The organism is Actinotalea sp. JY-7876 (assembly GCF_014042015.1).
In the GTDB taxonomy this organism is placed as follows: domain Bacteria; phylum Actinomycetota; class Actinomycetes; order Actinomycetales; family Cellulomonadaceae; genus Actinotalea.
The window spans coordinates 2,183,021-2,196,638 of record NZ_CP059493.1 but is presented as its reverse complement, the minus strand read 5'-3'; the positions used below and the strand labels follow the sequence as shown (position 1 = coordinate 2,196,638).

At 74.4% G+C, this 13,618-nt stretch carries 13 protein-coding genes; 9 read left to right on the top strand and 4 right to left on the bottom strand.

Annotated elements, in window-relative coordinates; genetic code table 11:
• The first annotated feature begins 95 nt into the window (after nucleotides 1-95).
• Complete coding sequence (locus tag H2O74_RS16665; protein WP_255491556.1) at nucleotides 96-224, top strand: hypothetical protein; 129 nt, start codon at nucleotides 96-98, stop codon at nucleotides 222-224.
• A gap of 90 nt (nucleotides 225-314) precedes the next feature.
• Nucleotides 315-1,661 (top strand): helix-turn-helix transcriptional regulator, encoded by a 1,347-nt coding sequence (locus tag H2O74_RS10290; RefSeq protein ID WP_182111503.1) that lies wholly within the window; start codon nucleotides 315-317, stop codon nucleotides 1,659-1,661.
• A 226-nt stretch (nucleotides 1,662-1,887) separates the two neighbouring features.
• On the opposite strand, the gene rpsT is transcribed toward H2O74_RS10290, so the two are convergent.
• Nucleotides 1,888-2,148 carry a 30S ribosomal protein S20 gene (gene rpsT / locus H2O74_RS10285; RefSeq protein ID WP_182111502.1) on the bottom strand — a complete coding sequence of 87 codons (261 nt, stop codon included), beginning with the start codon at nucleotides 2,146-2,148 and terminating at the stop codon, nucleotides 1,888-1,890.
• 146 nt (nucleotides 2,149-2,294) lie between these two features.
• The gene (locus tag H2O74_RS10280; RefSeq protein WP_255491555.1) at nucleotides 2,295-2,795 is read right to left on the bottom strand and encodes a type II toxin-antitoxin system PemK/MazF family toxin; all 501 of its coding nucleotides are present in this window, start codon (nucleotides 2,793-2,795) and stop codon (nucleotides 2,295-2,297) included.
• 131 nt (nucleotides 2,796-2,926) lie between these two features.
• On the opposite strand from H2O74_RS10280, the gene H2O74_RS10275 reads away from it, so the two are divergent.
• From H2O74_RS10275 to hemW, 5 genes are all read left to right on the top strand, one after another.
• Nucleotides 2,927-4,522 carry a circularly permuted type 2 ATP-grasp protein gene (locus H2O74_RS10275; protein ID WP_182111500.1) on the top strand — a complete coding sequence of 532 codons (1,596 nt, stop codon included), beginning with the start codon at nucleotides 2,927-2,929 and terminating at the stop codon, nucleotides 4,520-4,522.
• The gene (locus tag H2O74_RS10270; RefSeq protein ID WP_182111499.1) at nucleotides 4,516-5,442 is read left to right on the top strand and encodes an alpha-E domain-containing protein; all 927 of its coding nucleotides are present in this window, start codon (nucleotides 4,516-4,518) and stop codon (nucleotides 5,440-5,442) included. Before H2O74_RS10275 ends, H2O74_RS10270 begins: the two co-directional genes overlap by 7 nt.
• Nucleotides 5,439-6,275 carry a transglutaminase family protein gene (locus H2O74_RS10265; RefSeq protein ID WP_182111498.1) on the top strand — a complete coding sequence of 279 codons (837 nt, stop codon included), beginning with the start codon at nucleotides 5,439-5,441 and terminating at the stop codon, nucleotides 6,273-6,275. The genes H2O74_RS10270 and H2O74_RS10265 overlap by 4 nt, the downstream gene beginning before the upstream one ends.
• A gap of 61 nt (nucleotides 6,276-6,336) precedes the next feature.
• Nucleotides 6,337-8,229 carry a translation elongation factor 4 gene (gene lepA / locus H2O74_RS10260; RefSeq protein ID WP_182111497.1) on the top strand — a complete coding sequence of 631 codons (1,893 nt, stop codon included), beginning with the start codon at nucleotides 6,337-6,339 and terminating at the stop codon, nucleotides 8,227-8,229.
• A gap of 19 nt (nucleotides 8,230-8,248) precedes the next feature.
• Complete coding sequence (gene hemW, locus H2O74_RS10255; protein WP_182111496.1) at nucleotides 8,249-9,514, top strand: radical SAM family heme chaperone HemW; 1,266 nt, start codon at nucleotides 8,249-8,251, stop codon at nucleotides 9,512-9,514.
• 81 nt (nucleotides 9,515-9,595) lie between these two features.
• Here the strand turns inward: hemW and H2O74_RS16660 are convergent, their stop codons facing one another.
• Nucleotides 9,596-10,222 (bottom strand): DUF4870 domain-containing protein, encoded by a 627-nt coding sequence (locus tag H2O74_RS16660; protein ID WP_182111495.1) that lies wholly within the window; start codon nucleotides 10,220-10,222, stop codon nucleotides 9,596-9,598.
• Nucleotides 10,223-10,352: 130 nt separating this feature from the next.
• Entirely contained in the window at nucleotides 10,353-11,225 is an 873-nt protein-coding gene (locus H2O74_RS10245; RefSeq protein WP_182111494.1) for a DUF3097 domain-containing protein, read from the bottom strand.
• A gap of 128 nt (nucleotides 11,226-11,353) precedes the next feature.
• On the opposite strand from H2O74_RS10245, the gene hrcA reads away from it, so the two are divergent.
• On the top strand, nucleotides 11,354-12,373 hold the full coding sequence (gene hrcA / locus H2O74_RS10240; RefSeq protein ID WP_182111493.1) for a heat-inducible transcriptional repressor HrcA: 1,020 nt from the start codon (nucleotides 11,354-11,356) through the stop codon (nucleotides 12,371-12,373).
• 95 nt (nucleotides 12,374-12,468) lie between these two features.
• Nucleotides 12,469-13,608: a molecular chaperone DnaJ gene (gene dnaJ / locus H2O74_RS10235; RefSeq protein WP_182111492.1), complete on the top strand. Its 1,140-nt coding sequence runs from the start codon at nucleotides 12,469-12,471 to the stop codon at nucleotides 13,606-13,608.
• Nucleotides 13,609-13,618 lie beyond the last annotated feature (10 nt).

Genomic DNA, 13,618 nt, shown 5'->3' with positions numbered 1-13,618 from the left:
GACACGTCAAATTCGCTGCTCAGGCATCGTGCATTTCCGGAGGAACCCTGTCATAGTCCTCGTGACACACGTCGCCCGACCGCCCAGGAGCTCCCATGAACCGCATCGCCAAGACCCTCGCCGCCGTCGTCGTCACGCTCGGCCTCACCGTCGTCGGCCTGCCCCTCGGCTCGGGCGGCGTGAGCACGCTGGGTGTCGGCAGCACGGGCTGCTGCAAGATGTGACGGAGCCGACGCCGGCCGCGAGGCCGGCGTCGGATTTTCATCCTTTCGGGCCCTGCCCGGCGCGCACTGTCACGGATAGGGTGACCAACTGTGACAGAACTCTCCGATCGCCTCCGCGCCGAGCGGACCCGTGCCGGCCTCTCCCAGACGGCGCTCGCCGGGGACGACTTCTCGCCGAGCTACATCTCGCTCATCGAGGCCGGTCGACGCGTGCCCACCGACGCGGCACTGGGCGTCCTCGCGCGCCGCCTCGGCACCACCGCGGAGTACCTGCGCTTCGGCGACCGGGCTCCGAGCGAGGAGCGCGCGCGCCTGGAGATCGGCTTCGCGCAGCTCGCGCTCGTGAACGGGGAGGCGCAGGAGGCGAGGGACCGCCTCCTGGCGCTCGACCTGGGCTCGATCGCGCCCAGGCATCACGTCGAGGCCTTGCACACGCTGGCCCGCGCCCACGAGGCGCTCGGCGACCTCGACGAGTGCGTGGCGGTGCTCGAGCCGCTGCTCGCCGACGCGCGCGCCGACCACCGGTGGCTGGACGCGGCCGTCATGGGCTGCGACCTCGTCGCGGCCTACCACGAGGCCGGCGACCTGGGGCACAGCATCGCGCTCGGTGAGGCCCTGCTCGAGGACGTGGAGGCCGCGGGTATCGCGGGCACCGACGAGCACCTGCGCCTGGGGGCGACGCTGCTCTGGTCCTACTACGAGCGCGGGGACCTCCTGTTCGCGACCCACCGCGCGTCCGAGCTGATCGCCATCGCCGAGGCGAAGGGGACCATGCGCGGGCGGGGGAGCATCTACTGGAACGCGTCGCTCGTCGCCGAGGGGCGCGGTGACCTCGCCGAGGCCCGCCGGCTCACCGAGCGCGCCCTCGCGTACCTGAGCGAAGGTGCGGCGAGCCGGGACGTGCCGCGCCTGCGCCTGCACTTCGGGTGGCTCCTGCTGCGGTGCCTGCCCGCGGAGCCCGAGGCCGCCCTGGCGCAGCTCGACGAGGCGGCGGCGGGGCTCGCGGTCGTCGGCTCCGAGATCGAGCTCGCCCGGTGCGAGTTCGAGCAGGGGCGCGCGTGGCTCATGCTCGGGGACGCCGATCGGGCGGAGTCGCTCGCGCGCGGCGGCCTGAGCCGGCTCGAGGACCAGGCGGCCCTCGACATCTGCAATGGGAACATCCTGCTCGGCGACGTCTTCGCGGCGCGGGGCGAGGTCGAGCAGGCGCGCGAGACCTACCAGTGGGCGGGCGGCCGGCTCGCGATGATGGCCGCCGGCCGGAGCGCGGCCGCGATCTGGCGGGCGCTGGGGGACCGGCTGCTGAGCCACGGCGACACGGCAGGGGCGGCCCAGGCGTTCGACGCGGCGCTGCGCGACGCCGGCATCTACCCGACGGCGGTCCCCTCCGTGGTCGTCCCGTCGTCGGCGGCGGCCGGGTTCAGCGGCGCCGAGCACTGAGCGGGCACCCGCCCTCGCGGCAGCCGGCCCGCAGGGGGGACCGGCGCGCAGGGCGGTGGCCCGGAAACACGCGCCGGGCGTCGCGCTGACGCGTCCGCCCGGCGCGCGGCGCGTCCGCACACGGCACAGGACGTCCCTCGAGACGCGAGAAGGGCGCCACCCCAGGGGTGGCGCCCTTCTCGTGCGTCCGGTGCCCGCCGGGTGGATCCGGCGGACGGTGGTCGCCTCAGAGGGAGGCGACCTGCTTGGCCAGCGCCGACTTGCGGTTCGCGGCCTGGTTGGCGTGGATGACGCCCTTGCTCACGGCCTTGTCGAGCTTGGTCGTCGCGACCTGGAGGGCCGTGGCGGCTGCCTCCTTGTCGCCTGCGGCGACGGCCTCGCGCACCCGACGCACGTGCGTCTTGAGCTCGGACTTCACAGCCTTGTTGCGCAGGCGCGCGATCTCGTTGGTGCGGATGCGCTTGATCTGGGACTTGATGTTCGCCACGTGTTTGACTCTCTTGTGCGTTTCGCCGGAGCGAATCTGACAGGTCGTAGAGGGCGCGTCCGGTATCGGGACTGGGGCGTGGGGACACCCTCGGGGAGACGCCGGACGAGTGCCCGCCGACCTGGGCGGACACGCGAAGGTCGATGCTACCAGGAGCCGCCCATGTGGGCGACGACGTCGTCGAACCGGGCGCGGTCCAGCACGGCACCCTCGCGCCGCACCGCGGCGGGGTCCACCCGCAGCACGCGGTCCACCCGGATCTCGCTCGGCCGGCGGCGCGCGTCCCAGTCGCCCGAGCCGACGTCGACCCACCGTCCCGGGGCGCGGCCGGGACGGGCGTCGTGGTCGCGGCTCGTGAGCATGAGCCCGAGGAGCCAGGGCCCGTCGTGCCCGACGAGCAGCACCGGGCGGTCCTTCCCGCGCGTGTGGTCCTCCTCGAACGGCACCCACGTCCACACGATCTCGCCCGGGTCCGGGTCGCCGTCAAGGTCCGGCGCGTAGACGGCGTGCACCGTCCCCCGGAAGTCGCCCGCGTACCCGGCCGCGGCCCGTGCCGAGGGGGCCGGCGGTGCCGCGGTCGTCCGGCCGTGGACGACGGCCCGCGCCAGGCGCGCGGCGCGGCGCAGGAGGGAGCGCGGGGAGGGCACGCGGCCACGGTAGCCGCACGCCGCGCGTACCGGCCCTGCGAGGCCCGAGCCTGCCCGGCACACCGGCGTCCGAACCATGCCGGAAAGCCGCCGGAAACCTCGATGTGACGTCTGCCACCTAACGTCCGACTATGGCCGACCTGTTCGAGGGTTACCCCGCCGGGGCAGCGTGGGACGAGGTGTTCGACCGCGACGGGTCCGTCCGCGCCGCCTACGAGCGGGTGCACGAGGCGCTCGTGGCGATGCCCGCGGGCGAGCTCCGCTCGCGCGCCGAGCTCATGGCACGCGCCTACCTCACGCAGGGCGTGACCTTCGCGCTCGCGGGGGAGGAGCGCCCCTTCCCCGTCGACGTCGCGCCGCGCGTCCTGACCGCCGCGGAGTGGGAGACGGTCGCGCCCGGCGTCGCGCAGCGCGTCCGCGCGCTCGAGGCGTTCCTCGACGACGTCTACGGGGAGCAGCGGGCGGTCGCGGACGGCGTCGTGCCGCGCCGGCTCCTGACCACGTCGACCCACTTCCACCGGGCGGCGCACGGGATCCGTCCCGCGAACGGGGTCCGGGTGCACGTCTCGGGGATCGACCTCGTCCGCGACGAGCAGGGCGCCTTCCGGGTGCTGGAGGACAACGTCCGTGTGCCGAGCGGCGTCAGCTACGTGCTCTCGAACCGGCGGGCGATGGCGCAGAGCTTCCCCGAGCTCTTCGCCGCGCTCCGGATCCGTCCGGTCCAGGACTACTCGCGCCGCCTGCTCGCGGCCCTGACGGCCGCCGCGCCGTCCGGCGTCGACGAGCCGACCGTCGTCGTGCTGACGCCCGGCGTGCACAACAGCGCCTACTTCGAGCACTCGCTGCTCGCGCGGACGATGGGCGTCGAGCTCGTCGAGGGACGCGACCTGTTCTGCGCGGGTGGGCGGGTGTGGATGCGGACCACGCACGGCCGGCGCCGCGTCGACGTGGTGTACCGGCGGGTCGACGACGAGTACCTCGACCCGGTCGTGTTCCGCGCGGACTCCCTGCTGGGCAGCCCCGGTCTGCTCGCGTGCGCCCGGGCGGGGACCGTCACCATCGCCAACGCCGTGGGCAACGGGGTCGCGGACGACAAGCTCGTCTACACCTACCTGCCCGACCTCATCCGCTACTACCTGGGCGAGGACGCGATCCTGCCCAACGTCGAGACGTGGCGGCTCGAGGAGCCGGACGCGCTCGCCGAGGTCCTCGACCGCCTCGACGAGCTGGTCGTCAAGCCGGTCGACGGGTCGGGTGGCAAGGGCCTGGTCATCGGTCCCCGCGCCGACCGGGCCCAGCTCGACGCGCTGCGCCGCACGCTGCGCGCCGACCCGCGCGGCTGGATCGCCCAGCCCGTCGTCCAGCTCTCGACGGTCCCGACCCTCGTCGACGACCGCTTCCGCCCCCGGCACGTGGACCTGCGGCCCTTCGCCGTGAACGACGGCGACCAGGTGTGGGTGCTGCCCGGCGGGCTCACCCGCGTCGCGCTCCCGGAGGGCGAGCTCGTCGTCAACAGCTCGCGGGGCGGGGGCTCGAAGGACACCTGGGTGCTCGGGGCGCCGCGCCGGCCGCTGCCGGCCGCGGCCCGGTCCGCTCCCGCCCCGCTGCCGCAGGGCGTCCCGATCGACAGCAGCCCGGCCGACCAGGAGGTGCAGGTGCAGGTGCAGCAGCAGCAGCAGGCCCGGTGGGCACCGGCGCCGGCCGGGACGGGTGGTGCCGGGTGCTGAGCCGCATCGCGGAGTCGCTGTTCTGGATCGGCCGCTACGTCGAGCGCGCGGAGGACACGGCCCGCCTCCTCGACGTCCACCTGCACGCGCTGCTGGAGGACCCGTGGGCGGAGGAGGACCTGGCCTGCCGCTCGCTGCTCGCCGTGATGGACCGCGAGCCGGAGCCGGGGGTGCCGGCGGGGCGTCGGGTCGTGCTCGAGGTGCTCGCGTACGACGCCGCCGCGCCGGCCTCGATCGCCGGCGCCCTGGTCGCGGCGCGGGAGAACGCGCGGCGGGGCCGCGAGGTCATCTCGACGGAGCTGTGGGAGGCGCTCAACGCGACCTGGACGCAGCTCCCGGTGCGGACGCGGTCCGGCCGGCCGCACGACTTCCTGGCCTGGGTCCGCGAGCGGGCGGCCGTCGTCAGCGGCATCGTGGACCAGTCGCTCTCCCGCGACGACACCTGGCAGTTCCTCGTGCTCGGGCGGTCGATCGAGCGCGCGGACATGACCGCGCGCCTGCTGGCGGCGCGGGCGCTCACCGGCGCGTCCGGGCCGGACTGGCCGACGCTGCTGCGCTCGTGCGGCGCGCACGAGGCGTACCTGCGGCGCTTCCGCGGGGTCGCCACGGACCGGAGCGCCGCGGAGTTCCTGCTGACCGACCCGCTGTTCCCGCGCTCGGTCGTGTACGCGCTCACCCAGGCCCAGAGCTGCCTCGATGCGCTGGAGCCGCCCGGGCAGGACCTGTACTCGATCGCGGCCCGGCGCAGCCTCGGGCACGCCCGGACCGGACTGGAGTACGCCGAGCTCGGCGAGGTGCTGGCGCACCTGCCGCACCAGATGGCGCTGGTGCAGCGGGCGTGCGCGGCGGCGAGCGACGCGATCCGCGCCCGCTACTTCCCGTCCGGCGCGGTGACCACGTGGGTGGGGAGCATGCTGTGAGCCGGCTGCACGTGGTGCACACGACGCGGTTCGTCTACGACGGTCCGGTGACGGCCTCGTACAACGAGGCGCGCATGACGCCGCTGTCCGAGCGGGGCCAGACCGTCCTGGAGAGCCGGCTGGCGGTGGAGCCGCAGACCTGGCGCCACGACTACCGCGACTACTGGGGGACGGCGGTCGCCGCCTTCGAGAGCGGCGTGCCGCACCGCGAGCTCGTGCTGGAGTCGGTCACGCGCGTGGACGTCGGCGATCGCACCGTCGTCGCCGACGCGACGTGGGAGCAGGTGCGCGACCCCGCCACGGTGGCCGAGCTCGGTGAGTTCCTGGCGCCGTCGGCCACCACGCGCGCGCCCGACGACGTCGCCGCCACGGCGGCGGAGCTCGCCGCCGAGCTGGGTCCGGACGCCACGGCGCGCGCCGTGGCGCTGCGGCTGCACGAGCTCGTGGAGTACGTGCCGGGCGTCACCGCGGTGCACTCGACCGCCGCCGACGCGTGGGAGCAGCGCAAGGGCGTGTGCCAGGACCTCGCGCACCTGACGGTGGCGGCCCTGCGCAGCGCCGGCGTGCCGGCGCGCTACGTGTCCGGCTACCTGCACCCGCTGCGCGGCGGGGACGTCGGGCTCTCCGTCGTGGGCGAGTCCCACGCGTGGGTCGAGTGGTGGGCCGGCGACTGGGTCGCCTTCGACCCGACGAACGGGACCGACGTCGGCGAGCACCACGTCGTCATCGGTCGTGGCCGCGAGTACCAGGACGTCGCCCCCGTGCGGGGGACGTACGCGGGCGGGGGGACGCGGGCGCACGAGGTCACCGTGCAGATCACGCGCGAGGCATGAGGGCGCCGCGCGGCCCGGCCGCCGTGCCGGGGGACGGGGCCGGTCATGGGACCATGGTGGCGTGTCACCGATCCCGAGCGCCTCGCTGAGCAGCCGCATCCAGCCGGCCGCCACGCCGCCCGAGCTGCTGCGCAACTTCTGCATCATCGCCCACATCGACCACGGCAAGTCGACGCTGGCCGACCGCATGCTCCAGCTCACGGGCGTCGTCGACCAGCGCGCGATGCGCGCGCAGTACCTCGACCGGATGGACATCGAGCGCGAGCGCGGCATCACGATCAAGTCGCAGGCGGTGCGCATGCCGTGGGCGATGGCGGGGGAGGACGGCGTCCTCGTCCCCTACGCGCTCAACATGATCGACACGCCGGGCCACGTCGACTTCACGTACGAGGTCTCGCGCTCGCTCGCCGCGTGCGAGGGCGCCGTCCTCCTGGTCGACGCCGCCCAGGGCATCGAGGCGCAGACGCTCGCGAACCTCTACCTCGCGATGGAGAACGACCTCGCGATCATCCCCGTCCTGAACAAGATCGACCTGCCGGCGGCGCAGCCCGAGAAGTACGCCGAGGAGATCGCCAAGCTGGTCGGCGGGGAGCCCGAGGACGTGCTGCGCGTGTCCGGGAAGACGGGCGAGGGCGTGGAGGTGCTGCTCGACCGCATCGTCCGCACCGTGCCCGCACCCCGCGGGGACGCCGACGCCCCCGCGCGCGCCATGATCTTCGACTCGGTCTACGACACCTACCGCGGCGTGATCACCTACGTCCGCGTCGTCGACGGCCACCTCAGCCCGCGCGAGCGCATCGTCATGATGTCGACGCGCGCGCAGCACGAGCTGCTCGAGATCGGCGTCATCTCCCCGGAGGGGATCCCGACGCAGGGCCTGGGCGTGGGTGAGGTGGGCTACCTCATCACCGGCGTCAAGGACGTCCGCCAGTCCAAGGTCGGGGACACGGTCACCAACGCCGGCAAGCCCGCCGCCGAGTCGCTGGGCGGCTACGACGACCCCCGCCCCATGGTGTTCTCCGGCCTGTACCCGATCGACGGCACGGACTACCCGGTGCTGCGCGACGCCCTCGACCGGCTCAAGCTCAACGACGCCGCCCTCGTCTACGAGCCCGAGACCTCGGTCGCCCTCGGCTTCGGCTTCCGCGTCGGCTTCCTGGGGCTGCTGCACCTGGAGATCATCCGCGAGCGGCTCGAGCGCGAGTTCGACCTCGACCTCATCTCCACGGCGCCGAACGTCGTGTACGAGGTCACCATGGAGGACCGCTCGGTCATCCGCGTGACCAACCCGAGCGAGTTCCCGGGCGGCAAGATCGGCGAGGTCCGCGAGCCGATGGTCAAGGCCACGATCCTGTGCCCGAGCGAGTTCATCGGCGCCGTGATGGAGCTGTGCCAGACCCGCCGCGGCGAGCTCGGCGGCATGGACTACCTCTCCGAGGACCGGGTGGAGATGCGGTACACGCTCCCGCTCGCCGAGATCGTCTTCGACTTCTTCGACCAGCTGAAGTCCCGGACCCGCGGCTACGCGTCGCTCGACTACGAGCCCTCGGGCGAGCAGGCGGCCGCCCTGGTCAAGGTGGACATCCTGCTGCAGGGCGAGCAGGTCGACGCGTTCAGCGCGATCGTGCACAAGGACAAGGCCTACGCCTACGGCGTGATGATGGTGGGCAAGCTCCGTGAGCTCATCCCGCGCCAGCAGTTCGAGGTGCCGATCCAGGCCGCCGTCGGCTCGCGCGTCATCGCGCGCGAGACCGTGCGCGCGATCCGCAAGGACGTCCTGGCCAAGTGCTACGGCGGCGACATCAGCCGCAAGCGCAAGCTCCTCGAGAAGCAGAAGGAGGGCAAGAAGCGCATGAAGACGATCGGTCGGGTCGAGGTGCCGCAGGAGGCCTTCATCGCCGCGCTCTCGACGGAGTCCGGCGGCAAGGATGCCAAGGAGAAGGCACGCAAGTGACCCCCCGGCGGGTCGGCTCGTGAGCCCCGCGCTTCCCGAGGGGGCCGCACCACCGCCGGACGGGACCTTCCCCGACTGGCTCCGGCCCTCGACCGGCGCTGGCCCGCGCGGGTTCGGCGTCTACCTCCACGTGCCGTTCTGCACCGTGCGGTGCGGCTACTGCGACTTCAACACCTACACGGCGGCGGAGCTGCTCGCGGAGGCCGGTGGGCGCAGCGCGGGCCATGAGCGCTACGCCGAGACGGTCGCGCGCGAGGTCGACCTCGCCGCCCGCACCCTGGACGCCGTCGGGCGGACGCCGCGCGAGGTGGCGACCGTCTTCCTCGGCGGGGGCACGCCGACCGTGCTGCCGGCCGGCGACCTGGTGGCGATGGTGGACCGGCTGCGGGGCACCTGGGGGCTCGCGGCCGGCGCCGAGGTCACGACCGAGGCGAACCCGGACTCCGTCACCCCCGACTCGCTCGCGGAGCTCGCCGCGGGCGGGTTCACGCGCGTCTCGTTCGGCATGCAGTCGGCCGTGCCGCACGTGCTCGCGACCCTCGAGCGGACGCACGACCCCGACCGGGTGCCGCAGGCCGTCGCGTGGGCGCGCGAGGCCGGCCTCGCCGTCTCGCTCGACCTCATCTACGGCACGCCGGGGGAGAGCCTCGCCGACTGGCGGCGCTCGCTGGACGCCGTGGTCGCGTGCGACGTCGACCACGTGTCCGCGTACGCGCTCACGGTCGAGCAGGGCACGCGGATGGCCGTCCAGGTGCGGCGCGGGCTCATCCCGGCGCCCGACCTCGACGACCAGGCCGCGAAGTACGAGCTGGCCGACGACGTGCTCGGCGCCGCCGGCCTGCGGTGGTACGAGATCAGCAACTGGGCCCGCGAGCCCGGCGCCGCGTGCCGCCACAACGTCGGCTACTGGCGCGGCGACGACTGGTGGGGCTTCGGACCCGGCGCGCACTCCCACCTCGGCGAGGGCCGCGACGGCCGGGCGCTGCGCTGGTGGAACGTCAAGCACCCGCGCGCCTATGCGGACCGGCTCGGCGCGGGGTTGACGCCCGCGGCGGGCCGCGAGGAGCTCGCACCGCAGGAGGTCCGGCTCGAGCGCGTCATGCTCGGCGTCCGGCTCCGCGGCGGCCTGCCGCTCGCCGACGTCGGCCCCGCGGGCCGAGCGGCGGTGGCGGGCCTGGTCGCCGACGGGCTGCTCGACGCGCGGGCCGCGGGCGCGGGCAGCGCGGTCCTCACGCGCCGGGGGCGGCTCCTGGCCGACACGGTCGTCCGCGACCTCACGGGCTGAGCGTCCCGGGACGACGACGGGGTCGGTGCCCGTGGGCACCGACCCCGTCGGTCAGCGGGCGACCGTCTGCTCAGCGGCCGATCACTTGATGAAGCGGATGTTCACCGGGTAGCGGTACGCCTCGCCCTTGTTCGCGGCGACGCCGGCCATGATCATGAAGACCAGGGCGACGATGAACGCGACGTACAGGATCGAGCCGATCCCGAACGTGATCGCGGTGATGACGGCGAACGCGACGGCGGCGATCGTCAGCGTGATCTGGAAGTTGAGCGCCTCCTTGGACTGCTCCTCCACGAAGCGGCCCCGGTCCTTGTACATCAGCCAGATGACGAGGGGCGCGATGAAGCCGAGGATGATGCCGCCGAGGTGGGCGAACATCGCCCACTGGCGCTGCTCGGCGTCGGACAGCGGGACCTGCCCGGGCGGCGGGTAGCCCGTGCCCGGGTAGGGCGCGTAGCCGCCGGGCTGCTGGTACCCACCGGGCTGCTGCTGGTAGCCACCCGGCTGCTGCTGCTGCTGGTAGCCCGGCTGCTGGTAGCCGGGCGCCTGCTGGGGGCCACCGGGCTGCTGGTACCCGGGCTGCTGGTAGCCGCCGGGCTGGGTGCCGTAGGCGGGCGGGGGCGTGGCGCCCGCGGGCGGGCCGCCGGGCGTGCCCGCGGCACCGGGCGTACCGGGGAACTGGGGCTCGTCGGAGGGATTCGTCGTCATGTCGCTCTCACCAGCTTCGTCGTGTCGGGCTGACCGCAGCTGCCGGCCTCGTGGTCCCGGTCGGCGGTGCCGCCGGGGCCGAGCGGCGGTGCACCGGCTCGGTGCACCGAACACTAGCGAAGGCGCCGCCTCAGGGTGCGGTGACGAAGTCGATCAGCTCCTCCATGCGGCCGAGGAGGCTGGGCTCGAGGTCCCGGTAGTCGCGGACGCTGCGCAGGATGCGCTGCCACCCACGCGCGACGTCGGCCTGGTCGTCGGCCGGCCAGCCGAGCGTGCGCAGGATGCCGCGCTTCCACTCCGTGCCACGGTCGATGACGGGCCAGGCGTCGAGCCCGAGGCGCCCGGGGCGGACGGCCTGCCAGACGTCGACGTACGGGTGGCCGAGCACGAGCAGCGTGCCGGGAGCCGCGGCGCGCATGGCGTCCGCCGCGATGCGCGACTCCTTGCTGCCGGCCACGAGGTGGTCGACGAGCACGCCGAGGCGGCGCCCGGGCCCGGGCGCGAACTCCCGCACGGCGGCGGCGAGGTCGTCGACGCCGTCGAGGAGCTCGACGACGACGCCCTCGAGGCGCAGGTCGTCGCCCCACACCTTCTCGACGAGCTCCGCGTCGTGCTTGCCCTCGACCCAGATGCGGCCGCCGCGCGCCACGCGGGCGCGGGCGCCGTGCACGGCGACGGACCCGGACGCCGTGCGCGTCGGGCGCTGCGGGGCGGGGGCGGTGACGGGGGGCGTGAGCTCGACCGGCTCGCCGTCGACCCAGAAGCCGGGGCCGAGCGGGAAGGTGCGGGTGCGACCTGCGCGGTCCTCCAGGACGACGACGTGCATCCCGCCGGACTTCTCGACGCGCACGACGGCGCCGACCCAGCCGGTCGTGACCTCCTCGACCACGAGCCCGACGTCGGCGGCGAGCGGCCGCGACGAGGGCTTGCGCCGGTGGTGGGGGCTGGTCGGCCCCTGGCCGGGGGTCGGTCCGGCGAGGACGTCGCGTCCGTAGCGGTCCATGGTCCTCCGTCGGCTCGTGGCTCGCGACGGTGGGCGCCGCGCGCGGGTAGGATTGGCACTCGGACCCTGAGAGTGCCACATGCGACGACGCCCGGCCGTGCCGGGCGTGCTGTGGGAGAGGAGGTGTCATGAGCGAGGACCGCAGGCTCGACGTGCTGCGCGCCATCGTCGAGGACTACGTCGAGACCCAGGAGCCGGTCGGCTCCCGCGTGCTCGTCGAGCGGCACAACCTCGGCGTGTCGCCGGCCACGATCCGCAACGACATGGCCGCCCTCGAGGACGCCGGGTACATCGCGCAGCCCCACACCTCGGCGGGCCGGGTGCCGACGGACAAGGGCTACCGCCTCTTCGTCGACCGGCTCTCGACCGTCAAGCCGCTGTCGGCCGCGGAGCGCCGCGCGATCCAGACGCTGCTCGAGGAGGCGGTGGACCTCGACGACGTCGTGGACCGCTCCGTGCGCCTGCTCGCGCAGCTGACCCAGCAGGTCGCCGTCGTGCAGTACCCCTCGCTGCGGCGCTCGGCGCTGCGGCACCTCGAGCTCGTCCCGGTGGGCCACGACCGGCTCCTCGTCGTGATCATCACGGACAACGGGCGCGTCGAGCAGCGCGTGCTGGACCTCGGCGAACCGGTCGCGGAGCGCGTCGTCACCGAGCTGCGCGCGCGGCTCAACGCCACGGTGGCGGGCCGCCGGCTCGTGGACCTCGCGGAGCCGCTCGACCGCATGACCCAGGCGTTCGCCGTCGCCGACCGGCCGATCGTGCTCCGCGTGATCAAGGTCGTCGAGGACACCCTGGCCGAGGCGACGGAGGAGCGCATCGTCATGGCGGGCGCGGCGAACCTCGCGCGCAGCGGCACGGACTTCCCGCACACCATCCGGCCCGTGCTCGAGGCGCTGGAGGAGCAGGTGGTGCTGCTGCGCCTGCTCACCGACATGGCCGAGGACGCCGCGCCCGTGTCGGTGCGGATCGGCAGCGAGAACCAGCACGCCGGACTGGCGGAGACCTCCATCGTCGCCGCGGGGTACGGTGCGGACGGCGATCCGGTCGCGCGCATCGGCTCGCTGGGACCCACGCGCATGGACTACGCGGGCACGATCGCCGCGGTCCGGGCCGTCGCGCGGTACCTGTCCCGGATCCTCGCCCCCTGAGCCCCGGCGCACCGCCTCGGCCCGACCGGCCGCGGCCGCCCCAGACCCGTCCGACCGCCGCCCGACACCGGACCCCCCGGTCCAGAGAGTGACACGTGAGCAGCAACTACTACGAGGTCCTCGGCGTCAGCCGCGACGCGACGCAGGACGAGATCAAGAAGGCGTACCGCCGGCTGGCGCGTGAGCTGCACCCGGACGTCGCGACCGGTGAGGGTGCGGAGGACCGCTTCAAGGACGTCTCGCGCGCCTACGAGGTGCTCTCCAACCCCGAGAAGCGCCAGATGTACGACCGCGGCGTGGACCCGACCGCTCCCGGCGGCGGCGGCGGCGCGAACTTCGGCGCCGGCTTCGGCTTCCAGGACATCTTCGAGACGTTCTTCGGTGCCGCCCAGGGCGCGTCGGCGCAGCGCGGTCCGGTGCCGCGCGCCCGGCGCGGGCAGGACGCGCTGGTCCGCCTCGACATCGACCTCGCCGAGGCCGCCTTCGGCGTCCACCGCGAGGTGCCCGTCGACACCGCGGTCCTGTGCGGCACCTGCCAGGGCTCGTGCTGCCGCCCCGGCACCTCGCCCCGCACCTGCGACGTCTGCGGTGGCCGTGGCGTCGTGCAGCGGGTCGCCCGCTCCTTCCTCGGCCAGGTCATGACCTCGAGCCCGTGCGCGGCCTGCCACGGCTTCGGCACGGTCATCCCCGAGCCGTGCCCGGAGTGCTCGGGCGAGGGGCGCGTCCGCAGCCGCCGCACCCTGTCGGTGGACGTGCCGGCCGGGGTGGACACCGGCACCCGCATCAAGCTCACGGGTCAGGGCGAGGTCGGCCCCGCGGGCGGCCCGCCCGGCGACGTCTACCTCGAGGTGCGCGAGCGCAACCACGAGACGTTCGTGCGCCGCGGCGACGACCTGCACTGCACGCTCGAGATCCCGATGACGGCCGCGGCGCTCGGGACGGTGGTCGAGCTCGAGACGCTCGACGGCCCCCGCGAGATCGACATCCGGCCGGGCACGCAGCCGGGCGACGTCGTCGTCGAGCGGGGCCTGGGGATCGGCCACCTGCACGTGGGAGGCCGCGGCGACCTCAACGTCCACGTCGACGTGCAGGTGCCCACGACGCTGGACGACGAGCAGGCCGAGCTCCTGCGCCGGCTGGCGGAGCTGCGCGGCGAGGCCCGTCCGGCGTCCCGCGTCGCCCCCGCCCACCCCGGCGTCTTCTCCAAGCTGCGCGACAAGCTCGCGGGCCGCTGACGTGAGCGTC

What these genes read in the sequence shown, in the direction of transcription:
- H2O74_RS16665 (WP_255491556.1), top strand. Translation starts at nt 96, where the DNA reads ATGAACCGCATCGCCAAGACCCTCGCCGCCGTCGTCGTCACGCTCGGC.
- H2O74_RS16660 (WP_182111495.1), bottom strand. Translation starts at nt 10,222, where the DNA reads ATGACGACGAATCCCTCCGACGAGCCCCAGTTCCCCGGTACGCCCGGT.
- hrcA (WP_182111493.1), top strand. Translation starts at nt 11,354, where the DNA reads ATGAGCGAGGACCGCAGGCTCGACGTGCTGCGCGCCATCGTCGAGGAC.
- H2O74_RS10245 (WP_182111494.1), bottom strand. Translation starts at nt 11,225, where the DNA reads ATGGACCGCTACGGACGCGACGTCCTCGCCGGACCGACCCCCGGCCAG.
- H2O74_RS10275 (WP_182111500.1), top strand. Translation starts at nt 2,927, where the DNA reads ATGGCCGACCTGTTCGAGGGTTACCCCGCCGGGGCAGCGTGGGACGAG.